This is a genomic window from Pelagibacterium sediminicola (assembly GCF_003390885.1).
Lineage (GTDB): Bacteria > Pseudomonadota > Alphaproteobacteria > Rhizobiales > Devosiaceae > Pelagibacterium > Pelagibacterium sediminicola.
The window spans coordinates 527,264-551,560 of sequence record NZ_QMEL01000001.1 but is presented as its reverse complement, the minus strand read 5'-3'; the positions used below and the strand labels follow the sequence as shown (position 1 = coordinate 551,560).

Here is a 24,297-nt window from a genome sequence, read left to right as displayed (position 1 = left end):
ATGGCCCAGGGGACGCCCATCATCGAGATCGAGAACCTTTCGGTCGCCTTCGGACCCAAAAAGGTCATCGACGGGCTGAGCTTCACGGTCGAAAGGGGCGAGATCCTGGGGGTCATCGGCCCCTCGGGCTCGGGCAAGTCGGTAACGTTGCGCGCCATCATCGGCCTGTTGCCCAAGGCAGGCGGCAAGGTGCGGGTCTTTGGCACCGATTACGACAATCTGGGGCCCGCCGGGCGCCGGGCGACCGAGCGGCGCTGGGGTGTTCTGTTCCAGCAGGGCGCGCTTTTCTCCGCGCTGACCGTACTCGAAAACATCGAGTTTCCCATGCGCGAGCACTTTTCGATGAGCGCCCGGATGCGCCGCGAGATCGCGCGCTACAAGATCGATCTGGTGGGCCTGCCGCCCGAAGCGGCCCATCTTTACCCTTCCGAGCTTTCGGGCGGCATGATCAAGCGCGCCGCGCTCGCCCGTGCGCTGGCACTCGATCCCGAAATCCTGTTTCTCGATGAACCGACCGCCGGGCTCGATCCGATCGGGGCGGCCCGGTTCGATGAACTCGTCGTATCTTTGCGCGACATGCTGGGCCTGACCGTTTATATGGTGACCCACGATCTTGACAGCCTGGCCGCCGCCTGCGACCGCATCGTGGCGCTGGGCGATGGCAGGCTCTTGAAAGCGGGAACCATGGCCGACATGCTCGCCTCGGACGACCCTTGGCTCAACGACTATTTCAAGGGCCCCCGCGCGCGGCACCTGGAGAAGCTGGACGATGGAAAATAAAGCCAATTACGCGCTTGTCGGCGCCTTTGCCACCCTCGTCATCGCCGCCCTGTTCGGGTTCGTCTACTGGTTCAGCGCCTCGGGCAATGCCGGACCGCGCACCCCCTATGACGTGGTGTTCACCGGCTCGGTCACCGGGCTCGGCGCGGGCACCGACGTGCTTTTCAACGGCATCAAGGTGGGCGACGTCACCGGCGTCAGGATCGATCCGGAAGACCCCAACCGCGTCATCGCCCGCATCACCGTGCGCGAAAGCACCCCGGTGATGAACGACACTCGCGCCGTGCTCGAAATCCAGGGGCTGACCGGCATGGCCCATATCCAGCTTCTGGGTGGCACCGTCGCGGCAGGTCCGGTCGCTGCCTCCGCCGGGCAGGACGCGGCGATCCTTCTGGGCGAACCCTCCGACTTCCAGCTCATCATCGAGGGCGCGCGCGACATCGTTGCCAGCGCCGATTCCACCCTTTCGCGCATCGATACGTTCCTGGGAGAAAACACCGACAGCCTCTCGCGCACCATCGCCAGCGTCGAAAACCTTGCCACCTCGCTTTCCGCGCTCGCCGACAATGTCGGCATGGGCGAGGATTCCGATTTCTCGGCCATCATCGAGTCCGCGCGCTCAACGCTCGAGGGCGCCAGCGCGACGTTCAACCGCCTCGAACGGTTCATCGCCGATAACGAAGCGTCGCTGGCCACGACCATTGCCAACGCGGAAACCTTTTCCGGCGCGCTCGCCTTAAATGCCGACGGGCTGGACGACTTCCTGTCCACCCTCACCGACACCGCCGATCGCATCGGTCCGCTGGCCGAGGAGTTGCGCAACCTGACCACCGAGGTGCGCAGCGTCGTCGAGGCCGTGCCCCCCGAACAGGTGCGCGAGACCTTCAGCAATATCGAAGCGTTCTCGGCATCTCTGGCCCGCAACACCGGCAGTATCGACAATTTCTTCGACAATGCCGATGCGCTCGCCGGCAATCTTTCCGGCATCGCCGATGCCCTTGAGGATACACTGAGCCTGATCGACGATGCCTCCGAGGCGGTCGATCCTCAGGTGATCGCCCGCGCCATGGACAATATCGAGGCGTTTTCGGTTGCGCTTGGCGATGGCGCCCCCGCCGTATCCGAGATCATCGAGAACGGCCGTATCCTGACCGAGAGTCTGATGAACACGGCCGACCGGATCGAGGCCATCGCCGGACGCGTCGATGAGATGGTTGGCTCGGACGAGGGTGAAACGCTCTTCAGCGATCTGGCCCTCACCTCCCAGTCCATCAGGACGCTCGCCGAAAATCTCGATGCACGCACCACCGAGATCACGAACGGGCTCACCGGCTTTGCCAATCGGGGCCTGGGCGAATACACTGCCCTTGCCAACGAGGCACGGGGAACCTTGCGTCGCCTCGACCGCATACTTGCAAATTTCGAGCGGAACCCGCAGCTTCTGATTTTCGGCGGCCAGACAGTAAGAGAGTTGGGTCAATGACATCGAAAACGCCCGCAACCGGCCCCGTTCTCGCCCGGCGTGCCTTTCTGGCTATGACCGCAACCGGCACGGCGGGCCTTCTTGCCGCGTGTACGGGGACGACCCCGCTGGTCACCTATGATCTCGTCGCCGCCGCCACCCAGCCGGCAGCACGCCGCTCGAACCGCACCGTGCTGATCTCGGTGCCCGAAGCCCTCCAGACCTACGATACCGACAGGATCGTGGCACGCGAACCGGGCGGGGTGTTGAGCTACCTGCCCACCGCCCAATGGTCCGACAGCTTGCCCCGGTTGATCCAGACCCGGCTCTTGCAGGCGTTTCAGGATGCAGGGGTTGCCAATGTGGGCCGGACCACGGACCCGCTCAATCCAGACCGGGTGCTGGCGTCGGACATCCGGGCGTTCGAGCTCGATCTTTCGGCCGGGCGCCAGGCTGTCGTGAGCCTCAATGTGCGGCTGGTCGATGACTGGAACCGGCGGGTCGTTGCATCCTCGGCATTCGCCGCGACCATCCCGGCCCCGGGAACCAGCGCCCCCGAAGCGGTGCCGGCCCTTAACGCGGCGCTCAACGAGGTGATCGGGGAAATCGTGCGCTGGACCGTCCAGCGCGTCTAGAGCTTTTTGCTGACGGTCCGCCTCGTTCCGAAACCTTTCAAGGGAGCCCCCCATGACCGACCTGCTGCGCCACAACGCCAATCTCATCGATGGAGAGTGGGTGCCCGCCGATTCGGGCAAAACGCTCGATGTCATCAATCCCGCGGATGGATCGGTGATCGGGCGGGTGCCCAATGCCGGGGCAGCCGAAACCCGCCGCGCCATCGAGGCCGCCGCCACCGCCTTTACCAGTTTCAAACAGACCCTTGCCGCCGAACGCGCCGACATGCTGTTCGCGCTTTACGACGCCATCCGCGCCAATATCGACGAGCTGGCCCACATCCTCACCGCCGAGCAGGGCAAGCCGATCGCCGAGGCCAGGGGCGAGCTTGCGCTTTCGGCCGGCTATATCCGCTGGTTCGCCGAAGAGGCGCGCCGGATCTATGGCGACATCGTTCCCTCCCCGTTCAAGAACCGCAAGCTGCTGGTAACGCGCGAGCCGGTGGGCGTGTGCGCTGCGATCACCCCCTGGAACTTCCCCTCCTCGATGCTGTCGCGCAAGGTCGGCCCGGCGCTCGCCGCGGGCTGCACCGTCGTCATCAAGCCCGCCTCCCAGACCCCCTATTCCGGGCTCGTCTGGGGCGCGCTCGCCGAAATGGCGGGCTTTCCCAAGGGCGTGGTCAACGTCGTCACCGGCTCGGCCCGCGAGATCGGGGGCGAGTTGACGGCCAACCCGCACGTGCGCAAGGTGACCTTCACCGGCTCGACCGAAGTGGGCAAGATGCTGATCGCCCAGTCGGCCACGACGGTCAAGAAGGTCTCGATGGAGCTGGGCGGCAACGCGCCCTTCATCGTTTTCGACGATGCCGATCTCGACAAGGCCGTCGACGCCGCCATGATCGCCAAATACCGCAATGCAGGCCAGACCTGCGTGTGCACCAACCGCTTTCTCGTTCAGGACGGCATCCACGACGCCTTCGTCGAAAAGCTCACCGAGCGCTCAAGGGCCCTCAAGGTTGGCCCGGGCACCGGCGAGGGGATCGATCAGGGCCCACTCATCGATATGGACGCGGTCGAAAAGATCGAGGGCCTGATCGCCGATGCGACCGATAACGGCGCGAAAATCCTTGCAGGCGGCAAGCGCCACGCGCTGGGCGGCACATTCTTCGAGCCGACCGTCCTGTCGGGTGCCACAACGAAGATGAAGATCGCCAGCGAGGAGATTTTCGGGCCCGTCTCGGCGGTCTATCGCTTCGCCGGCGAAGACGAGGCCATCCGCATCGCCAACGACACGCCCTACGGGTTGGCGTGCTACTTTTTCTCACGCGACCTTGGCCGCGCCTTCCGCGTCGCCGATGCGCTCGAATACGGGCTGGTCGGCGTCAATGAAGGCTTTTTCACCACCGAGGTCGCGCCGTTCGGCGGGGTCAAGGAAAGCGGGCTGGGCAGCGAGGGCGGCAGGCAGGGGATCGAGGAATATCTCGTCACCAAATATATCTCGCTTGGAGGACTGGGCGGCTAGATGAACGGACAAAGACGGGTTTTCGGGACCTTCGAGGGACGCGATGTCGAGGAGGTGACGCTGACCTCCCCGGCGGGCGTTTCCATCGCCATCCTCACCTGGGGTGCGCTGGTTCGTGACTGGCGCGTGCCGGTGGGCGACCAGATGCGGCCGGTGGTGCTGGGTTTTGACAGTTTCGATCCCTACCCCGCCCACAGTCCCTATTTCGGCGCCATCGCCGGACGCATCGCCAACCGCACGGCGCGCGGGCAGTTCACGCTCGATGGCACGGCCTATACCCTGCCGCTGAACGAAGGCCGCAATCACCTGCATGGCGGTCCACGCGGCATCGGCAGGCAGAACTGGACCATTGCCGAATACGATGGTTCGAGCGTCAGGCTGACGCTCGACAGCCCCGACGGCGATATGGGCTATCCGGGAAATCTCGCGATCTCGGTCACCTATCGGCTCGACGGGCACCGGCTCGATATGGAATTTGCGGCAACGACCGACCGCCCCACCCCGGTCAACATCGTCCAACACAATTATTTCAACCTGACCGGTGAAGGCGATGTGCTCGACCACCGCTTGTGGCTCGCGGCAGGCGCCTATACCCAACTCGACGAGGAACTGATTCCGACCGGCGCAATCCTGCCCGTTGCCGGCACCGATTACGATTTCCGCGCCGCAAGACCGATCCGCACCGCCGATGGCGCACCCGTGCCGGTCGATCTCAACTTCGTCCTCGACGCGCGGCGCAACACGGAAGACCCGGCGGCGATCCTTGCCGCTCCCGACGCGGCGCTGACCCTGAGGCTCTACACCGACCAGCCCGGCGTTCAGGTCTATAACGGGATAAAACTCTCGGTGCCGGTTCCCGGGATCGATGGCCGCCATTATGGTCGCTATTGTGGCCTCTGCCTTGAGGACCAAATCTTTCCCGACGCGATGAACCATCCCCATTTCCCTTCGCCGGTGATCACCCCCGAAAGCCCCTATCTCCACCGCTGCGCCATAGAGATCGCTTGATCTATCCAAAGAACATGTTGGGCAGCCACAGCGCCGCCTGCGGCACGAAGACCAGAAGGATGGTGACGGCGACGACCGCAATGATGAACGGCACCGATTCACGCGTATAATCGCTGACGCGCGTCTTGAGCACCGAGCACACCGCAAACATTGCCGCCCCGATCGGCGGGGTGAAATTGCCGATTGTGGCCGCGAGGATGAACACCACCCCGAAATGGACCGGGTCCCCGTCAAGGCTGCGGATCAGCGGCAGGAAGATGGGCGTGAGCATGATGATCAGAACCGTCGCATCGATCACCAGCCCCGCGACCACCACCCCCACCGCGATCATCACCATGATCACCGAGATATCGTCGGTCAGCCCGATGATCCAGTTGGCAAGCGTCTCGGGCACACGCTCGAGCACGATCCCATAGGTGAGGATGGCCGAAACCGCGATCAAAAACATGACGGCGCCGATGTCGCCGAGGCTGCCCTCGAGCGCATCGATGAAATTGCGCGTCCTGAGCCTTCGATAGATAAGCGCGCCCACGAACACCGCATAGATAACGGCGAACGCGCCGATCTCGGACGGGGTGAAGACTCCTGCCCTCAAACCGAACAGCAGCATCACGGGAAACAGCATCGCCCAGAAACCGGCGCGCAGCGCGCCGCCCAACTCGCCCAGCGAAGGCCGTGTCTGGCGTTCGGGCTGATAACCGCGCATATGGGCGGTGATCCACACCGCAATGGCCAGCGCGAGCCACAGCATCAGCGCGGGGATGATCCCGGCCGCAAACATCCGCCCGATCGAGACCTGTCCGATCGAGCCGTAAAGGATCATGCCGATCCCCGGCGGGATCAAGGGGGTGAGGACCGATCCGAACGAGAGGATGCCCGCCGTGAAGCCGCTTGAAAATCCGCGCTTCATCATCGGCTCGCCCAACATGCGCGACTGCATGGCCGCATCCGCGATGGCCGATCCCGATACCCCGCCCATCAGCGCCGAGAGGGCCAGCGAGACCTGGGCGAGCCCGCCCTTGAGCCGTCCCGTCAAGACCGATGCGAGCTTTAAAAGTTGTTCGGTGATGCCCGAATGGTTGAGAAAATTGCCCGCCATGATGAAAAGCGGAATGGCCAGCAGCGAGAAGTTCTGCGTCTGGCTGACCGTCACCTGCACGGGAATGGTGAAGGGAAGCTCGGGATACTGGATGAAAAAGAGCGCGCCCGAAATCCCGATCGCAAACGCGACCGGCATACCGATGACCAGAAGCACGAAAAAGGCGATGATGACGATCAGCATGGCACCCTCATATTCAAAGCTCGGCCGGGGCGGAGGGGCCGGCAAGGAATGCCTTGAACTTGAGCCAGGTGGTGACGAGCATGATCATGGCCCCGACCGGCAGGCTCAGGGTCACCCAGCTATAGCTGGCCCATGGAATCCCCTGGAAGGGCCGTGCCCGGCTCACCCAGGACAGGTGAATGCCCGAATAGGCGAGATAGATCAGAAACCCCGCAATGAGGATGTAGTTCACGAAAGTAAGTGCCCGCTGCACCGGCGGCGCGAACCGCTCGGCAACGATATCGACCGACATGAGCAGATCCTTGCGCCACGCGATATCGGCGCAAAGAAACACGCTCCAGGCAAACGACCATGTGGCGATGTCGATGGTCCAGTTGAGCGGCATGCGCATCAGCCGCGCAACGCCACCGGTGAACATCATCACCACCATCAGGAGCAGGAATACGCCGGCAAGCACCGCTTCGATCCGCAGGAAGCCCTGATAGATTTTACGCATCGAACCGTCCCCGCCGGCGTCGTCTTGATATGTCGCGCTTCCGAACCGAATAAATGGTGCCCACTTATTCTGGAAACGCTCCGGTTGGTTTATCAGTCCTTGCCGATCTCGGCATAGACCTGCGCGCGCGCCTCGGTCAGCCCGAGTGCTTCATAGGCCGCCATGCCCGCCTCGCGGAACGGAGCCAGATCGAGATCGTCGATGATGGTCATGCCCTCGTCGATCAGGGTCTGCTTGGCCGCCTGCGCCGCCTCGGCCATCACCGCCGAGGTTTCTTGCCCGGCAACGCGGCATTCCTCGACCAGCGCGGTCTGGTAGTCTTCCGGCAGGCCGTTGAACCACTGCGAACTCACCACCTGGAAATTGACCAGCTTGATGTGCGCGGTCTCGATCGCGTAGTCGAGCACTTCATAAAGATTGCCCGCCGTGATGTTGGGATAGACGAGCTCGGCCCCGTCGATCGCCATCTGCTGCAGGCCCGGATAGACATCGCCGAAATTCATCGCCGTGGGGGCCGCGCCCAGAGCCCGGATCGATTCCTGCCAGATCGGGGCCGGCGGAGTGCGGATGCGCAGCCCGGCCAGGTCGTCAGGCGTGCGGACCTCGCTATTGGTGAAGAAGTGCCGGTCGCCCTGCACCCAATCGAAGCACACCACCTTGAGCCCATGCTCGTCGGCAAGCTGCTGCTGCCAGGCGATCATCGAGGGCGAATCGGCCAGCGCAAAAGCCTCCTCGTTGGAATCGACGAAATAAGGCGCGTTGACCACCGCGATCTGGGGCACATAGGTGCCCAGCCGCGCCGCGTCGGTGTTCTGCCCGATATTGGCGCCCTGCCGGATCTGCTCGATGATGTCTTCCTCAACGCCGAGCTGGGCGGACGGGAACACCTCGATCGTGAGCCCCCCGCCGGTCCGCTCGCTTACCGCTTCAGCCCAGGCGAGGAACCCTTCGTGGAAGGGCTCGGACGGGCCGAGCACGTGGTTAAAACGCAGCGTATAGGTATCCTGCGCCTGAACCGCGCTCGCACCGGCGATTGCCGTTGCCGCCAGAAGCACGGCGGCGGTCCTGATGGTCGTTTTCATTATGAACCTCCCTGTTCATATACTTGTCGCACGATGCCTCGTCTCAGCCCGCATCGCGAGGGCCTCATGCTTCGCCCCTATGGGGCGAAGGGTAATTTCACGCCATATGTCCGCGACAGCCGTTCAAAGGCCTGCCGCGTTTCAGGATCGAGCGGCACGCCCGAGCGCTCGCGCTCGGCCGCCACGGCCCATTCCCGGTCCCCCGGCATCATGACCTTGCCGCCCTTGCGCACTGCCGAACCGCGGACCGCCTCGAAATAGCGTTCCATTCCATCGGAAAAGCCCGCCTTGTCGGTGACCGCATCGACCCGTATCGCGACGACGAACGCGCCCATCTTGCGCGGCGTTGCGCGCTCCGGCCCGCTCATGGGGATGATTTCATGGCTGAGCTTCATGCCCGAAAGCACGGCGGAGAAAATTTCGACGAGCCCGGCAAGCCCGGCGCCCTTGAACCCGAACTCTCCGCCCAGCGGCGCCAGCATCTCAACGTCATCGGCGTCGCGCGTATCGCGCCCCTCCCGATCCGAGGCGGTCGCGGCGGGCAGGTCCTGTCCAAGACTGCGATAGAGCTTGACCCGGTTGTAGGGGATGGCGCTGGTCGCCATGTCGAGCAGCCAGGGGTCCCGGCCGGGCACCGGCACCGCCATGGCGATGGGATTGGTGCCGTGGAACCGCTCCGCACCGTCATGAAGGCGCACGAAACTGTCCGAATTGCAGAAAGCCAGCCCCATATACCCCTTTTGCGCCATCGCCAGCGCATAGGCTCCCGCCGGGCCGAAATGGGAGGAGTTGCGCACCGAAACGGCACCGATCCCGGCATGTTCGGCCAGTTCCACCGCATGGTCGGCAGCCAGATAGGCGCCGAGCGCGCCATGGCCGTCATCGGCATCCACATACCCGAACCCGGGAAACGTGCGCGCAAAGCCCGGCGCGGGAGTCTTGTTAACCCGCCCCCCCTCGAAGACCCAGACGTAGTGATCGAGAAGCCGGATGCCGTGGCTGTCGATCCCCAGCCGCGAGCCATGCAGCATGGCGGAGGTGGCGGCGTCCGCGCTCCGGGCATCGACCCCGATAGCGACAAGAACCTCGCGGGCGAACCGGTCCAGTTCGGCAAGGCTTATGCGAAGGGCTTGGGGATGCGCGCTCATAGCGTCTGCCCTCCATCGACCACCAGCACCGTGCCGGTCATGAACGCGGCTTCGTCGCTCGCCAGAAACACACAGGCCGCCGCCATTTCCTCGACCCGGCCCAGCCGCCCCATGGGCTGGCGCGCAACAAAGCTGCGCCGCGTGGCATCGGGGTCCCCGGTTGCATTGATGCGGTCCTTAAGCGAGGGGGATTCGGTGGTTCCGGGCGCCAGCACGTTGCACCTTACGCCCTTTGCGATGAAATCGCGCGCCACCGCCTTGCTCAGCCCGATCAGCCCCGCCTTGGACGCGCCATAGGCCGCGCGGCTGGCAACGCCGGTGATCGAGGAGGCGACCGAAGCCACGTTTACGATAGCGCCTCCGCCCCGCGAAAGCATGCCCGGCAGCGCCGCCTTGATGGTGCGGAAACAGGCGGTGACGTTCTGGTCGAGGCTTTTCGCCCAGTCCTCTTCGGAGCAATCGAGCACCGTGCCGTTGTGCACCCAGCCCGCGCAGTTGACGAGAATATCGACCGGGCCGGCGGATGCGAACACCGCGTCCACCGCCGCGCGATCGGTAACGTCCATTTCACGGATCGCCATGGCGGGATCGCTGGCGGCCAGATCCGCCATCTTTTCCGCGCTGCGGCTGGTGGCGATGACCCTTGCGCCCTCGGCGGCAAAGGCGAGGGCCACGGCACGGCCGATGCCCTGCCCGGCACCGGTGATCAGCGCGGTCCGCCCCGCCAGCCGTCCAGCCATCATAGCAACCCTCCCGACTTAAAACGTCTTATGTACACACTAGCCATAATTTTGGAGTCCCCGCAAGCCCCCAATATTGCTCCGACGCAGGCAAGGCTTTATCCTTGGCAGCGGCACAAAGGGGTAAGGCACACGATGGTGGCACGGCAGGCGGGCGGGAACGCCCGGCAGGAACAGCAGCCCGTAGGACCGGCGCCCCGGCTTTACGCACAGGTTTACGACATCATCGCCGCCCGCATCGCCGACGGCACGCTGGCGGCGGGCACGCGGCTCCAGGAATCCCAGCTTGCCGCCGAATTCGGCATCTCGCGCGCACCCACCCGGCAGGCGCTTTCGGAACTCGAAGCCGGAGGTCTTGTCACAAAGGCGGAGGGGCGCGGCTATATCGTCTCGGGCGCCCACAAGACAAAGCCCGCCGTCCGGTCGGCGCCGGCAGGCCCGGTGACGCTCAACGCCGGCGCGAGCTGGGAGCGCATCCACGCCGAGGTCGAAAGCGAGATCATCGCACGCATTTCGTTCGGAAGCTGGCGGGTCAACGAGGTCGCCATGGCCCGTCATTACGGAGTCAGCCGCACCGTGGTCCGCGATGTCATGGGGCGCCTCCAGCAGCGGGGCATCGTGCGCAAGGACGATGCCGGGCGCTGGCTCGCCCCCGCGCTCACCCCCGATCATATTGGCGAGGTCTATGAAATGCGCTGGCTGCTCGAACCGGCGGCGCTCATGAAGGCGGCGCCCAACCTGCCCGAAAGCCTGCTCGCCACCATGAGCGCCGCGCTCGACCGCGCCATCGCCCACGCGCACGAGATTGGCGGCGAGGTGCTCGATACGCTCGAAGACCAGCTACACGTGCAGGTGCTCAGCCATTGCCGTCAGGACACCCTGATGCGCGCCATCGTCCAGCACCAGTCGCTGCTGGTCGCCCATCACTTCCTTTACCGCTGGACCCCGCAGCTCTTCAGCTCCGAGCCCTTCCTGCCCGAGCACCGCGAAATCCTCGATCTTCTCGCACTCGGCCGCCCCCGGGCCGCCGCCGACAGCCTCGAACGGCATCTCAAGGTCTCGCGCGACCGCGCCGTCGCTCGCGTCGAACTGATCAAGGGGGCCTTCAACGCCGAGGACATCTCGTTCCTCACCCTCGTCCGGTAGGCGTTGTTCCGCGCCTTGGGTCCCGTTCACGCCATATGAAAGACAGGGACCAGTTCGCACTCCATGGGTGAATTGTCCTCATGGGTCTCCATGATATCGGCCATCGCCCCCCACCATCGCTTGACGATTTCGGTGCCGGGCAATCGCCCCATCGTGTGATCGCTGGTCCTTATAAGCGTTGCAAAAAGACAGTTGGTCTCGGGGTCGAGCCAGATGCTGTAATCGGACACCCCCGCCCCGCGCAGCGTTTCCACCAGTTCAGGCCATATCTCGTCATGGCGGCGTTTATATTCCGATGCCTGCCCCGGGTTGAGCCGCATGCGAAACGCGATCCGCTCGTTCATGATTGTCACTCCAGTGATGATTGCCGTCCCGCGCCCATGAAAAAGGCAAACTCGATCATATACAATCATAAACGCGCATTGTTGCGGCAGAATCTGATTGACAATGATCGAAATTGGTAGGAACCATGCTCAGGGAGGAGTGCTCATGCAAACGCGAACGCTTTTGGCGTGAAACCGCCGCCGCGCCCTGCGCTGCTGACGGCGAAAGCCCGGCCCTGCGCGGGTCCGGGAAGGTGTTTTGCCTCAAAGCGAGCCATGGGGAGCACTCATCCACCGCAAAGAGGGCGGAAAAGGAATTAACCAGTAAATCCGGGGAGGATTGTCACTATGAGCCTGATCAAGAACCTGGCTGTCACCACCGCGCTGACCGCCGCAATGTTTGCCCTGGCCGCTCCGGCCCAGGCCCAGACGCGCATCGCGCTGCTGGTCAAGTCGCTCGGCAACGGCTTTTTCGAGGCCGCCAATGCCGGCGCGCAGGAAGCCGCCGAGGAACTGGGGGACGTCGAGATCATCTATACCGGCCCGACCGAACCCACTGCCGAGGCCCAGATCGAGGTCATCAACAGCCTGATCGCCCAGCAGGTCGACGCCATTGCCATTTCCGCCAACGACCCGGACGCCGTTGTCCCGGCGCTGCAGCGCGCCATGGAACGCGGCATCACCGTCATCTCCTGGGATTCGGGCGTTGCCCCCGAAGGGCGCGCCATGCACCTGAACCCCTCATCCAACGAACTGATCGGCAGCACCATCATTCGCCTTGCCGCCGACCATCTGCCCGATGGCGGCCAGGTCGCCATTCTTTCGGCGACGGCAACCGCCACCAACCAGAACATCTGGATCGAGGAAGCCCGCAAGGTGCTGCCCGATTATCCGGGCATCGATCTGGTCACCGTCGTTTATGGGGACGATCTCTCCGACAAGTCCTATCGCGAGGCACAAGGCCTGATCCAGAGCTATCCCGATCTCGATGCCATCATCGCCCCGACGACGGTCGGCATCGTCGCCGCCGCGCAAGCCGTGACCGATGCAGGCAAGATCGGCGAGATCAACGTCACCGGCCTTGCTCTGCCCTCGGAGATGGCCGGCCACATCGCCTCGGGCGCCAGCGAGTCCTTTGCGATCTGGAACCCGATCGACCTGGGCTATTCGGCGACCTATATCGCCTATGAGCTCGCCACCGGCGCTGCGACCGCCAACGAAGGCGACACCATCCCGATCGGCCGCGTAGGCGAAGTCACCATCGGGGAGAACGGCGAGGCGGCGATGTCCGAACCGTTCACCTACGATGCGAGCAATATCGACGAGTTCAAGAACATCTTCTGATCGCTCCTGCCCGGCCCGGCGTCCCAGATGCCGGGCCGGTCGCACCGCGCGTCTTTGAAAGGACGCGGGGTGCGGCTATCATCCTTGCGCATAGCCCATTTCCACAAAGCCCAGATGACCCAGCCCTGCCTTTCCCTCAGCGGCGTATCCAAGAGTTTCCCCGGCGTGCGGGCACTCAACGACATCGCGCTCGATCTTTATCCCGGGGAGGTGACCGCGCTCGTGGGCGAAAACGGCGCCGGAAAATCCACCCTCGTCAAGATCCTGACCGGCATCTATCAGCCCGACGCGGGCGAAATCCGCATCGACGGCACCCCGATATCGCTGCCCACCGCCCTCGCCGCCTTCGAGCACGGCATCACCGCCATCCATCAGGAAACCGTACTGTTCGACGAGTTGTCGGTGGCCGAAAACATCTTTCTCGGCCATGCCCCGCGCACAAGGCTTGGCCTTATCGACTGGCGCAAACTGCGCGCCGAGGCCCAGGACATCCTGTCGTCCATGGGCGCGCCCATATCGCCTCAAACGCGCCTCAAGGACCTCTCCATCGCCAACAAGCATCTCGTCGCGGTCGCCCGCGCGCTCTCGATCGAAGCGCGCATCGTCATCATGGACGAGCCCACCGCCGCGCTCTCGCACAAGGAGATCGAGGAGTTGTTCGTCCTCATCGACCTTTTGAAAAAGGACGGCAAGGCGATCCTGTTCATCTCGCACAAATTCGACGAGATTTTCCGGGTCGCCGACCGCTATACGGTGTTCCGCGACGGCGAGATGGTCGGCGCGGGGCTGATGAAAGAAACCAACGAAGCCGATCTCGTGCGCCTGATGGTGGGCCGTTCCGTGGAACACGTCTTTCCCAAGCTCGACATCACCCCCGGCGCGTTAGTGCTGAACGTCAGCGGACTCTCACATCCCACCGAGTTCGAGGACATTTCTTTTTCGCTGCGGCGCGGCGAGATCCTGGGCTTTTACGGCCTTGTGGGAGCGGGGCGGACCGAGATCATGCAGGCACTGTTCGGTATTACCCGCCCCAGCGCCGGAACCGTCACCCTCGATGGCAGGCCCGCCCTTGCCAGAGACCCCGCCCATGCGGTCGATATGGGCATCGTCTATGTGCCCGAGGAACGGGGACGCCAGGGCGCGGTGATCGGGCTACCCATTTTCCAGAACATTTCGCTCCCTTCGCTCAGGACCACCTCGCGCGCCGGCTTTCTGCGGCTGGCCGAAGAGCTGGCGCTGGCCCGCAAATATGCCGGGCGACTCGATCTCAGGGCCGCCGCGCTCGATCAGGACGTGGGCACGCTTTCGGGCGGCAACCAGCAAAAGGTGGTGATCGGCAAGTGGCTGGCCACGCGCCCGCGGGTCATCATTCTCGATGAACCCACCAAGGGTATCGATATCGGCTCCAAGGCCGCCGTCCACGCCTTCATGAGCGAACTGGCCGCCGAGGGGCTGAGCGTGATCATGGTCTCGTCCGAATTGCCCGAGATCATGGGCATGTCCGACCGCGTCATCGTCATGCGCGAGGGGCGGATGGCGGGCGAATTCAGCCGCACCGAACTCGATGCCGAAACCCTCGTGCGCGCCGCTGCGGGAATCGTCGAGGAGGCCGCATGAAACCGGGCACCCTTTTGCGGCACCGCGAACTGATCCTCGTTTTCGCCATCGTGGTGCTCGTGGCGCTCATTGCCCTGCGCTTTCCCGCCTTCATCCTGCCGCGCAACCTCATTCGCGTTTTCGACGACACCGCCATCCTCGCCATGCTGGCGCTGGGCCAGATGCTGGTCATCCTCACCCGCTGTATCGACCTTTCGATGGCCGCCAACCTGGCGCTGTGCGGCATGGTCGTCGCCATGCTCAACGCCGCCTTTCCCGATATTCCCATTCCCCTGCTGATCGTAGCGGGCATGGGGCTAGGGGCGGCACTTGGGGCGGCCAACGGGCTTCTGGTCTGGAAGCTCGACATGCCCTCGATCGTCGTGACGCTGGGCACGATGACCATCTTCCGCGGCGCGATCTTTCTTCTCGCCGGTGGCCAGTGGATCAACGCCCACCAGATGAGCGACAGCTTCAAGGCCCTGCCGCGCAACGTCTTTCTCGAGCTTCCCGTGTCCACCTGGATTACCGTGGCGGTCATCGGGCTCTTTGCGTTGCTGATGGGGCGCACCCCGCTTGGCCGCGCCTTTTACGCGGTCGGCGTCAACCCCACCGCCTCGGTCTATACCGGCATCGACGTGGGCCGGACGCGCTTTTTCGCCTTTACCATCGCCGGGATGGTCTCGGGGCTGGCGGGCTATCTGTGGGTGGCGCGCTACGCGGTTGCCTATGTGGACATCGCCGGCGGGTTCGAGCTTTCGATCATCGCCGCCTGCGTCATCGGCGGGGTATCCATCGCCGGGGGCATCGGCACCGTGGCAGGAGCGGTCCTCGGCGCGTTGTTCCTGGGCGTCGTCAACAACGCCCTGCCGGTCATCAACGTCTCGCCCTTCGCCCAGATGGCCATCTCGGGCGCGGTAATCGTCATCGCGGTGATCTTCAACGCCCGCAACGAGCGCAAGCGCGGCCGCATCATCCTGAAGAAAGCCGAAGCGGAGGCCCGCGCATGAACGAGGTCCCCCAGACACCGCGCACCATTCCCGACCGGCTCGAAAGCCCGTTCCGCTCGGCGCTCAAAAGCTGGGAGGCGCTGCTAATCGTCGTGGCGGTGGCGATCTTCATCGCCAACAGCTTCGCCTCGCCCTATTTCCTCAACCCCTGGAGTCTGTCGGACGCGACCTTCAACTTCACCGAAAAGGCCATCATCGCGCTGGCCATGGCCATGGTCATCATTTCGGGCGAAATCGATCTTTCCGTCGCCTCGATCATCGCGCTGGCCTCGACCGCCATGGGCTTTGCCCTCCAGTTCGGAGTGGACACACCGACGCTTGTAGCGATCGGCCTGTTTGTCGGGCTGGCCTGCGGCGCGTTCAACGGGGCGCTGGTCGCCGGCTTCGGCCTGCCCTCGATCGTCGTCACCATCGGCACCATGAGCCTTTTCCGGGGCATCTCCTATCTCGTGCTGGGCGATCAGGCCTTCCGGGGCTACCCGTCCGATTTCGCATGGTTCGGACAGGGCTATGTGTGGTGGGTGATCTCGTTCGAGCTGGTGCTGTTCCTCGTTTTGGCAGGGCTATTCTACGTCCTTCTTCATCGCACCAATTTCGGGCGCACCGTGTTTGCCATCGGCAACAATCCCGTCGCCGCGCAGTTTTCAGGCATCCGCGTCGCGCGCATCAAATTCATGCTGTTCCTGCTCACGGGCCTGATGTCCGGAATCGCCGCCATACTGCTCACGGCCCGGCTCGGCTCCACCCGCCCCTCGATCGCCTCGGGCTGGGAGCTCGAGATCGTGACCATGGTGGTTTTGGGCGGGGTCGCGATCCTGGGGGGATCGGGCAGCATCGCCGGGGTGGTCATCGCCGCCTTCATCATGGGGCTGGTGACCTTCGGGCTGGGTCTTCTCAACGTGCCGGGGATCGTCATGTCGATCTTCATCGGCCTGATGCTGATAACCGTCATCGCCCTGCCCATCGTTGCAGGAAAGCTTCGGCAGCAAACGAGCGGCGCGAAATAAACGTCAGCCCAGACCGAGAATCCCCAGCGCTTCGGCGCGGCTGGGGCGGGCACGCGCCAGGGTCGACGCGATGCCCGCGACGGCGGCGACCGGGTGCGTGTTGTCGGGCCAGAGCGCACCATCGGGGCCGGTCAGCGAATTTTCAAAACCGGCGCGGGCGTGACCGCCCAGCGCAAGCGCGGCGGCCAGCGCCGGGATTTCCCCCCGCCCGAAGGCGCAGACCATGACCGTCGGCGCCAGTACCCGCGCCGCATCGAGGAACCCCATAAGATCGGCGGGATCGCTCTGCTGCCCATCCGTATAGCGCCCGAGGACAAAAAGGACCGAAAGCCCCTTGTCGGGAACGATCCCGCGCTGGACGAAACCGGAAAGGCGCTCGACGTCATGGGGCGCGTAAAGAATGTGCTGGATCGCGATATCGCGGGCCGCACATCGGGCATAAAAGTCGGCCGCTTGCGCTTCATGGGCGGCATCGGGCACCATTTCGGCAAGGGCGACCGAGGCCGCGTCGGGATGGACGGCATCGACAACGGCGCGCTGCTCGGCCGGGGTAAACCGCCCCACCGCTTCGGTCGTGATCTGGACGACCATCTCCCGGCCCGCCTCGCGACGGATGGCGGCGATGAGATCGCGATAGCCGTCCGCATCGAGGCTATGGACGCCCTTTGCGTCGCGCAGATGCGCGTGGACGGCATCGGCCCCCGCCTCCCGGCATCGCGCCGCTGCCGTGGCGACTTCCTCGATCGTCACGGGCAATGCCGGATGATCGGCCTTGCTCCGCCGGGCTCCGTTGGGGGCAACCATCACAAGGGCAGGCGCGGTCATGGCTGTGCGAGAGCCGCCGCGAGGCTTTGATCGAGAAGATCGATGATCGTGGCGATCTCTTCGGGGGTGACGATAAAGGGCGGCGCAAGAAGGATGTGATCACCGCGCGCGCCATCGATCGTGCCGCTCATGGGGTAGCAGGCAAGACCGCGCGCCATACCCTCCGCCTTGATGCGGGCCGCTAGCTTTTTTTCCGGCGCGAACGGGGCCTTGGTCTGGCGGTCCTCGACGAGTTCAAGACCGACGAACAGCCCCCTCCCCCTGATGTCGCCCACATGAGGATGCTGGCCGAACCGGGCCTCGAGCCCTTCCCTGAGCTGGGCGCCGCGCGCGCGCACCTGGGCCAACATTTCGGGCCGCGATATTTTTTCAACCACCGCCAGCGCCGCCGCGGTGGCCATCGGATGGCCGATATAGGTGTGGCCGTGCTGGAAAAAACCCGTCCCGGCCTCTATGGCGTCGTAGATCCGGCCTGCAACCAGCAGCGCGCCGATAGGCTGGTAGCCCGCGCCGAGCCCCTTGGCGATGGCGATCATGTCCGGAGCGATACCATCCTGCTCGCAGGCGAACATGGTACCGGTGCGGCCCATGCCGCACATCACTTCATCGAGAATCAACAGCACCCCGTGGCGCTCGCATACCGCCTTGATCTTCTTGAAATAACCCTCGACGGGCGGAACCGCGCCCATGGTCGCACCCACCACCGGCTCGGCAATGAACGCTGCGACCGTATCGGGGCCCAGTTCGATGATCTTTGCTTCAAGCTCGGCCGCCAGCCTGTCGCCGTAAGCGGCGTCGCTCTCCCCCTCGCGCTTGTCGCGCCAGGCATGGCAGGGCGAGACATGATGCATGGCCTCGACCATATAGGGCGAGAACTGCGCGCGCCGCCAGCGATTGCCCCCCGCCGACAACGCCCCGATGGTGTTGCCGTGATAGCTCTGCCAGCGCGCAATGACGTTGCGGCGCTCCTTCTGGCCGATTTCGAGGAAATACTGGCGCGCCAGCTTGATCGCCGATTCCACGGCCTCGGAGCCCCCCGAGACGTAATAGACCCGCTCGATCCCCTCGGGGGCAAGGCTCACCAGCTTCTCGGCCAGCGCCTCGGCGGGAGGGCTGGTGAAAAAGGCGGTATGGGCATAGGCGAGCGTATCGGCCTGCGCCTTGATGGCCGCGATGACGTCGGGGTCGGAATGCCCGAGGCACGAAACCGCCGCCCCCCCACTGGCATCGAGATAGCGCTTGCCGTCCGCATCTATGAGCCAGGCGCCCTCCCCGCCGACGGCCATCGGCAGATCGGCCTTGGTGTGGCGGGGAAAGACATAACGCGATTTCATCTCACGGAACTCCGCAGGGAAGATATTGGGGGGCAGGCGCTCAGTCCTCGGCACGCACCACGAGCACCGAGCATTTGGCGTGCCGCACGACCCGCGCGGCGTTGGGGCCGAGCAGATAGTCGTCGAGATCGACCTTGCGCCCCGAGGACATGACGACCAGATCGCACCCTGTTTCGCGCGCATAGTGCAGGATGATCCGGTAGATCACCCCGTGATCGACGATGTGGCGATGGCGGATGTCGGCGGGAATGGCCTTGTCGGTAAAGGCCCGAAGCTGGGCGTTGGCCTTGGCCACCGACGTCTTTTCGTGATCGGGCGGGAAAAAACCGCCGACGATCGAGAGCCCGAAATCGGGCACGACGGTCAGGATATGAAGGGTCGAACCGAAGGTCCGCGCGTACTGGACGGCGAACTCCACCGCCCGCATCTCATCGTCGAGATTGGCAAGATCGACGGTGAGCAGGATGTCCTTGAACACTTGGGGTGCCCTCCTTTCAGGCCTCTGCCGGTTTGCCGGCGGCCCGCTGCTTGTCCCGGCGGCGGCGCTGCAGCAGATAGATGCCCCCCAGAAGCGCCAGCGCCGGGACATAGACGATCTCCCGGGGCGGACGATTGGCGTTGGGGGTCAGCACCCGGGTGATCTCCATGCCGAAATTGACGCCATAGCGTTCCGCTTCGCTCGAAAACTCGACGCCCATGATCTGGACGCTGTCGCCCATCTCCATGACGTCGAGCCCGGCGTAGCGCAGGCGCTCCATCGGCGGGGCTTCGGGCCCGAGATTGAGCATCACGACCTTGGAGATGTCGTTGCCGCGCATGTCCATGCCCTCGATCCCGAGGCGGATGAAATCGTTCTCGGGCTTCTGCGCGACGATTTCCATCAACTCGGTCGCCGGGCGCGGGTCATAGGGCGGAACGGCCAGATCGATCCAGAAATTAGGACGGAAGATGGTGAAGGCGATCAGCACCAGCAACACGGACTCGTAAAGCCGGGACCGGGTGACGAAATAGCCCTGCGTGCCCGCCGCAAAGGTCAACATCGCCGCCAGCCCCGCAACGAGGACCGTGAGGAAGGATACGAAATCGCCGACCCCGATCAGCAGCAGTTCGGTATTGAAGACGAAAATGAAGGGCAGGATGATCGTGCGGATATCGTAAGTGATCGACTTGAACCCGGTCTTGATGGGGTCGCCGCGCGAGATGGCCGCCGCCGCATAGGCGGCAAGGCCGACAGGCGGGGTCGCATCGGCCATCAGCCCGAAATAAAAGACGAACAGGTGGACCGCGATCAACGGCACCACGAGGCCCTGCTGGCTGCCCAGTTCGACGACCACCGGCGCCATCAGGGTCGCAACGATGATATAGTTGGCCGTGGTGGGCAGCCCCAGACCGAGGACGATGCAGAAAATCGCCGTCATCACCAGCATCAGTACAAGGTTGCCACCGGAAATATGCTCGACGAGTTCGACCAGAACCCCGCCGATGCCGGTCTGGGCCACGGTCCCCACGATGATGCCGGCGGCGGCGGTGGCGACCCCGATGCCCACCATGTTGCGTGCACCCGCCGCCAGCCCTTCGACAAGCTCGACAAAGCCCTGCCGCGTCGCCGCGGCGATATCGGCGTGGCGGCGCATGAGGCTCAAAATGGGGCGCTGGGTGACGAGGATGAACATCATGAAGGCGACGCCATAAAAGGCCGAAAGCCCCGGCGAGAGCCGCTCGACGATCAGCGCCCACAAAAGGACGACCACCGGCAGCAGGAAATGCAGCCCGCTGCGCACCGTTGTGCCCACTTCGGGCAAAACCAGCACCGGATCGTTGGGGTCATCGAGCGCAAGCTCGGGCTCCCTGGCCGAAAGCCACAGCAGCCCCAGATAGGCGACGAGAACACCCGCCCCCACGATCCATGTCGCGGCGGGGCCGAAGACCGTGCGCGTCCAGCCCACCCCGTAATAGACCGCCGCCGCGAGGATGACGAGGCTGGAAACCGTGATGCCGAAGCTGAAAATGCTCCAGAACCACGGGCGCTGGGTGCGCCGGGGTAGGCCCTCGAGCCCTTCCTTGAGCGATTCCAGATGCACGAGATAAAAGAGCCCCACATAGGCCAGAAGAGCGGGCAGAAACGCGTGCTTGATGACCTCGATATAGGGGATGCCCACATATTCGACCATGAGGAACGCCGCGGCCCCCATGACGGGAGGCATGATCTGGCCATTGGTCGATCCGGCCACTTCCACGGCCCCCGCCTTTTCCGACGAGAAGCCGACGCGTTTCATCAGCGGAATGGTGAAGGTGCCGGTGGTGACGACATTGGCGATCGAGGACCCCGAGATGAGCCCCGACATGGCCGAGGCAACGACCGACGCCTTGGCCGGTCCGCCGCGCATGTGCCCGAGCAGCGCAAAGGCGACCTTGATGAAGTAATTGCCCGCCCCCGCCCGGTCGAGCAGCGCCCCAAACAGGACGAACAGGAAGACAAAGGCGGTCGAAACCCCGATGGCGATGCCGAACACGCCCTCCGCGGTCAGCCATTGCTGGCTCATGGCGCGCTGGAACGAGGCGCCGCGATGGGCGATCATATCCGGCATGTAAGGCCCGGCAAAGGTATAGAAGAGGAATGCCAGCGCAATGAACAGCAGCGCCGGCCCCAGCGCCCGGCGCGTGGCTTCGAGCAGCAGCACGAGCCCCACACCCGCAACGACCAGATCGAAAAGGATCGGCGCGCCCGGACGGCGGGCCAGATCGTAATAGAAGATATAAAGATAGGCGGCGGAAAAGGCGGCGAGCGCCGCCAGAACCCAATCGACCGATGGCACCTTGTCGAGCGGGGCGGGGCGCCATGCGGCGTAAGCAGCGAGCCCTGTGGCAACGGTCATGGCGGCAAAGGCCGACCACTGATCGTTCCCGGCAAGCACAAGGCTTACCCCATAGAACGCAAAACCCGCCGTTGCGATCGCCAGGATTCCGGCAAAGACCGGCAGGGTGGCGGTGCGCCTTATGACGCCGGGGAAAGCCGTATAGGCCAGAAACAGGGCAAAAGCCAAATGGATGGCGCGCGCCTGGGTATCGTTGAAAATGAGAAAATTGAAGACGAAGGGGAGCGGAGAGGCATACCAGAGCTGAAACAGCGACCACGCCAGAGCCACACCGAACAGAACCCGGCCCGCCCACCCGTGCGGCGCGCGGGCGCCCGTATCGGCGATCGCGACCAGATCTTCGGGGTTATCCCGGTCGCCCACCGTGCCGGCTTCACCGCTCGTGCTCATGCCTGCTCCTCCCTCTCATCGCGTTCTCGGGCTTTTTTAGCCCTTCGTTCGACAACGCGGCCACGCGCCGGGGACAGGACCATCCCCGGCGCGTGCCCCATGACCCGATTACATCAGGCCCGCTTCCTCGTAATAGCGGACGGCACCCGGATGGAGCGGGGCCGAATTGCCCATGGAGATCATGGTCTCGGGTTCGAGCACGGTAAAGGCGGGGTGGAGGGCCTTGAAGTCCTCGAAATTCTCGAACACGGCCTTGACCACTTCATAGACCACGTCGTCGGGCGTATCGACCGAGGAGACGACTGTGGCGCCCACGCCGAAGGTCGTCACGTCCTCGTCATTGTTATACATACCCGCCGGGATGGTGGCCGAGAAGTAATAGTCGTTCTCATCGACGAGCCTGTCCACGATGTCGCCGGTGACGTTGACGAGCACCGCATCGCAGGTCGCCACCGGTTCCGAAATAGACCCCGAAGGGTGCCCCACGGTGAAGACGAACGCATCGAAGCGGTTGTCGCACAGCGACTGGGCCTGTTCGCGCGAGGGCAACTCGGCGGCAAGGGTGAAGCTGTCGGTGGTCCAGCCATATTCGTCCATCAGCAGTTCCATCGTGTTGCGCTGCCCGGAGCCGGGATTGCCGATATTGACGCGCTTGCCCTCGAGATCCTCGAAATTGACGACGCCCGCATCGGGGCGCGCAACGACCGTGAAGGGTTCGGGGTGGAGCGAAAAGAGAGCGCGCAGGCCGTCATAGGGCCCGACATCGGCGAACTGGTCGAGCCCGTGGACGGCGTTGTACTGCACGTCCGACTGCACGACCCCGATATTGAGCTCGCCCTCGCGAATGGAGTTGAGGTTGAAGACCGAGCCGCCCGTGGATTCCGCCGAGCAGCGGATGCCATGATCGGCGCGCGTGCGGTTGACGTTGAGGCAGATCGCCCCGCCCGCCGGATAATAGACCCCGGTGACGCCGCCGGTGCCGATGGTAACGAATTGCTGCTGGGCCATGACGGGCGCGGCAAACGCGAAAAGCGCTCCCGATGCCGCCGCGAGAACCGCAGCCCTCTTCGCCGTGGATTTGATATCGATGATCATCATCTTCTCCCTTTGGTGATTTGTGATTCTGGTTGTGTGGAGCCGCCGGGCTCCTCGGTATCCCTGGTCTCAGGGGGTTTTCGCCGCGCCCGCTCCCCCGGAGGACGGATGGAGCGCGGCAAAAGATAGGTGTCGAGCGCGGCGAACTGGGCTTCGCTGCGGGCCAGCGCCTGTCCCGCCCTTTCCCCGCCCCCCGCCGCAACGAGCGCGGCGATGGCTTCCGCGGCAACGAAGGCGGCGCTCATCGTATGGAAGAACGAGGGACTTTCCGCGCCGATGATGACGGCCACATCCGCGTTGCGGGCCAGCGGCGAGACGACGCTGTCGGTAATCGCGATGATCTCGATGTCGCGTTCGATGGCATAGGCGGCAATATCGGCGGTGGCGCGGGCATAGGGGTGGACGCTTATGGTGACGACCACATCGCCTTTCCCGGCATCCCGGAGAGGATCGAGCCCGATGCCGCCGGGATGGTCGAGCAGGCGCGCATCGCACCCAGCCAGCGAGCAGACATAGGCAAGCTGATAGGCGACCGAAAACCCTGCGCGCTGGCCGACAATGAAAATGCGCCGCGCCGCGACCATCAGCCGGGCCGCCTCGGCCAGTTGGACGAGCCCCTCCCTTTCTCCCAGCGCTGCCACGCGGGCCGCCGCTGCGTCGATGAGTTCGGCTGAAAGCGCATCCTCGCCACGGACCCGCCGCCGCTCCCTCAGTTCGCCTGCCTTTTCGGCAAAGCCGCCCGTGCTGCGCAAAAGCTGCTCGGCATAGAGCGCGCGCATGTCGTCGTAGCCTTCAAAGCCGAGACGCTTTGCCAGCCGGGTCATGGTGGTGGGGGGCACGCCGGCGCGCTTTGCCTGGTCGCGCATCGAAAGCAGCGCAACCTCGTTGGGGTGCTCGATGACCCAATGGGCACCGGCCTGCAACCGGGCGGGCAGGTCCTCATAAAGAGCAAGCAGTTTCTGCCTGAGCGGCGCGTTGTCCGGCACTGAATTTCCTCCCTCGCAACAAGTGAACCGAATGTTCCATTTTGTCAATATGGTTTGAATGGTTCACAAATCGGGTCGGAATCCTGCGCGGTTTCCGCGGAGATCACTGGCATTCACGGATGGGTCCGGCGCGTGCGTGCGCCTGAAGCTTCCGTTTCAGCGGGGTCAAAACAGAGGCTCCAGGTCTTTGATCCATCGCGTTTCGCTTGCGCGGTCCTTCGGGTTCGAACC

Annotated in this window: 22 protein-coding genes; 10 read left to right on the top strand and 12 right to left on the bottom strand. The window is 64.2% G+C overall.

Annotated features, from left to right (window positions below; genetic code table 11):
* The 5 genes from DQG18_RS02625 to DQG18_RS02605 are packed head-to-tail and all read left to right on the top strand — an operon-like array spanning position 1 to position 5,386.
* Complete coding sequence (locus DQG18_RS02625; protein ID WP_198669631.1) at positions 1–780, top strand: ABC transporter ATP-binding protein; 780 nt, start codon at positions 1–3, stop codon at positions 778–780.
* Positions 770–2,263 (top strand): MlaD family protein, encoded by a 1,494-nt coding sequence (locus tag DQG18_RS02620; RefSeq protein ID WP_116652645.1) that lies wholly within the window; start codon positions 770–772, stop codon positions 2,261–2,263. Before DQG18_RS02625 ends, DQG18_RS02620 begins: the two co-directional genes overlap by 11 nt.
* Complete coding sequence (locus DQG18_RS02615; protein WP_116652644.1) at positions 2,260–2,877, top strand: ABC-type transport auxiliary lipoprotein family protein; 618 nt, start codon at positions 2,260–2,262, stop codon at positions 2,875–2,877. Before DQG18_RS02620 ends, DQG18_RS02615 begins: the two co-directional genes overlap by 4 nt.
* A gap of 52 nt (positions 2,878–2,929) precedes the next feature.
* Positions 2,930–4,378, top strand: a complete 1,449-nt coding sequence (locus DQG18_RS02610; protein WP_116652643.1) for an NAD-dependent succinate-semialdehyde dehydrogenase — start codon at positions 2,930–2,932, stop codon at positions 4,376–4,378.
* Complete coding sequence (locus DQG18_RS02605) at positions 4,379–5,386, top strand: aldose epimerase family protein (RefSeq protein WP_116652642.1); 1,008 nt, start codon at positions 4,379–4,381, stop codon at positions 5,384–5,386.
* Between the two features lies 1 nt (position 5,387).
* Here DQG18_RS02605 and DQG18_RS02600 read toward each other — a convergent pair whose 3' ends face one another.
* The 5 genes from DQG18_RS02600 to DQG18_RS02580 all read right to left on the bottom strand — a co-directional run bounded on the left by DQG18_RS02600 (position 5,388) and on the right by DQG18_RS02580 (position 10,134).
* Entirely contained in the window at positions 5,388–6,668 is a 1,281-nt protein-coding gene (locus DQG18_RS02600) for a TRAP transporter large permease (protein ID WP_116652641.1), read from the bottom strand.
* Between the two features lie 13 nt (positions 6,669–6,681).
* Positions 6,682–7,164 carry a TRAP transporter small permease gene (locus tag DQG18_RS02595; protein ID WP_116652640.1) on the bottom strand — a complete coding sequence of 161 codons (483 nt, stop codon included), beginning with the start codon at positions 7,162–7,164 and terminating at the stop codon, positions 6,682–6,684.
* A gap of 92 nt (positions 7,165–7,256) precedes the next feature.
* Complete coding sequence (locus tag DQG18_RS02590; RefSeq protein ID WP_116652639.1) at positions 7,257–8,246, bottom strand: C4-dicarboxylate TRAP transporter substrate-binding protein; 990 nt, start codon at positions 8,244–8,246, stop codon at positions 7,257–7,259.
* 77 nt (positions 8,247–8,323) lie between these two features.
* The gene (locus tag DQG18_RS02585; protein WP_116652638.1) at positions 8,324–9,394 is read right to left on the bottom strand and encodes an Ldh family oxidoreductase; all 1,071 of its coding nucleotides are present in this window, start codon (positions 9,392–9,394) and stop codon (positions 8,324–8,326) included.
* Positions 9,391–10,134 (bottom strand): SDR family oxidoreductase, encoded by a 744-nt coding sequence (locus DQG18_RS02580; RefSeq protein WP_116652806.1) that lies wholly within the window; start codon positions 10,132–10,134, stop codon positions 9,391–9,393. Before DQG18_RS02580 ends, DQG18_RS02585 begins: the two co-directional genes overlap by 4 nt.
* 135 nt (positions 10,135–10,269) lie before the next feature.
* On the opposite strand from DQG18_RS02580, the gene DQG18_RS02575 reads away from it, so the two are divergent.
* Positions 10,270–11,280, top strand: coding sequence for a GntR family transcriptional regulator (locus DQG18_RS02575; protein ID WP_157969967.1), 1,011 nt, complete (start codon positions 10,270–10,272; stop codon positions 11,278–11,280).
* Between the two features lie 26 nt (positions 11,281–11,306).
* On the opposite strand, the gene rhaM is transcribed toward DQG18_RS02575, so the two are convergent.
* Positions 11,307–11,624, bottom strand: coding sequence for an L-rhamnose mutarotase (rhaM, locus tag DQG18_RS02570; RefSeq protein WP_425454206.1), 318 nt, complete (start codon positions 11,622–11,624; stop codon positions 11,307–11,309).
* A 327-nt stretch (positions 11,625–11,951) separates the two neighbouring features.
* Here rhaM and rhaS point away from each other — a divergent pair, with 327 nt between their 5' ends.
* From rhaS to DQG18_RS02550, 4 genes are all read left to right on the top strand, one after another.
* Positions 11,952–12,947, top strand: a complete 996-nt coding sequence (rhaS, locus tag DQG18_RS02565) for a rhamnose ABC transporter substrate-binding protein (protein ID WP_116652636.1) — start codon at positions 11,952–11,954, stop codon at positions 12,945–12,947.
* A 114-nt stretch (positions 12,948–13,061) separates the two neighbouring features.
* Entirely contained in the window at positions 13,062–14,564 is a 1,503-nt protein-coding gene (locus DQG18_RS02560) for a sugar ABC transporter ATP-binding protein (RefSeq protein ID WP_116652635.1), read from the top strand.
* A complete protein-coding gene (locus DQG18_RS02555; RefSeq protein ID WP_116652634.1) occupies positions 14,561–15,553 on the top strand; it encodes an ABC transporter permease in 993 nt (330 codons plus the stop codon). Before DQG18_RS02560 ends, DQG18_RS02555 begins: the two co-directional genes overlap by 4 nt.
* The gene (locus DQG18_RS02550) at positions 15,550–16,560 is read left to right on the top strand and encodes an ABC transporter permease (RefSeq protein ID WP_116652633.1); all 1,011 of its coding nucleotides are present in this window, start codon (positions 15,550–15,552) and stop codon (positions 16,558–16,560) included. Before DQG18_RS02555 ends, DQG18_RS02550 begins: the two co-directional genes overlap by 4 nt.
* A gap of 3 nt (positions 16,561–16,563) precedes the next feature.
* Here the strand turns inward: DQG18_RS02550 and DQG18_RS02545 are convergent, their stop codons facing one another.
* The 6 genes from DQG18_RS02545 to DQG18_RS02520 form a co-directional block, all read right to left on the bottom strand.
* Positions 16,564–17,385 (bottom strand): beta-keto acid cleavage family enzyme, encoded by an 822-nt coding sequence (locus DQG18_RS02545; RefSeq protein WP_116652632.1) that lies wholly within the window; start codon positions 17,383–17,385, stop codon positions 16,564–16,566.
* Positions 17,382–18,719, bottom strand: a complete 1,338-nt coding sequence (locus tag DQG18_RS02540; RefSeq protein ID WP_116652631.1) for an aspartate aminotransferase family protein — start codon at positions 18,717–18,719, stop codon at positions 17,382–17,384. The genes DQG18_RS02545 and DQG18_RS02540 overlap by 4 nt, the downstream gene beginning before the upstream one ends.
* Positions 18,720–18,759: 40 nt before the next feature.
* Entirely contained in the window at positions 18,760–19,197 is a 438-nt protein-coding gene (locus DQG18_RS02535; protein ID WP_116652630.1) for a universal stress protein, read from the bottom strand.
* 16 nt (positions 19,198–19,213) lie between these two features.
* On the bottom strand, positions 19,214–21,985 hold the full coding sequence (locus DQG18_RS02530; protein WP_116652629.1) for a TRAP transporter permease: 2,772 nt from the start codon (positions 21,983–21,985) through the stop codon (positions 19,214–19,216).
* Positions 21,986–22,093: 108 nt separating this feature from the next.
* Positions 22,094–23,083 (bottom strand): TAXI family TRAP transporter solute-binding subunit, encoded by a 990-nt coding sequence (locus DQG18_RS02525; protein ID WP_116652628.1) that lies wholly within the window; start codon positions 23,081–23,083, stop codon positions 22,094–22,096.
* Positions 23,080–24,066, bottom strand: coding sequence for a MurR/RpiR family transcriptional regulator (locus tag DQG18_RS02520; protein WP_116652627.1), 987 nt, complete (start codon positions 24,064–24,066; stop codon positions 23,080–23,082). The genes DQG18_RS02525 and DQG18_RS02520 overlap by 4 nt, the downstream gene beginning before the upstream one ends.
* Positions 24,067–24,297: the final 231 nt, after the last annotated feature.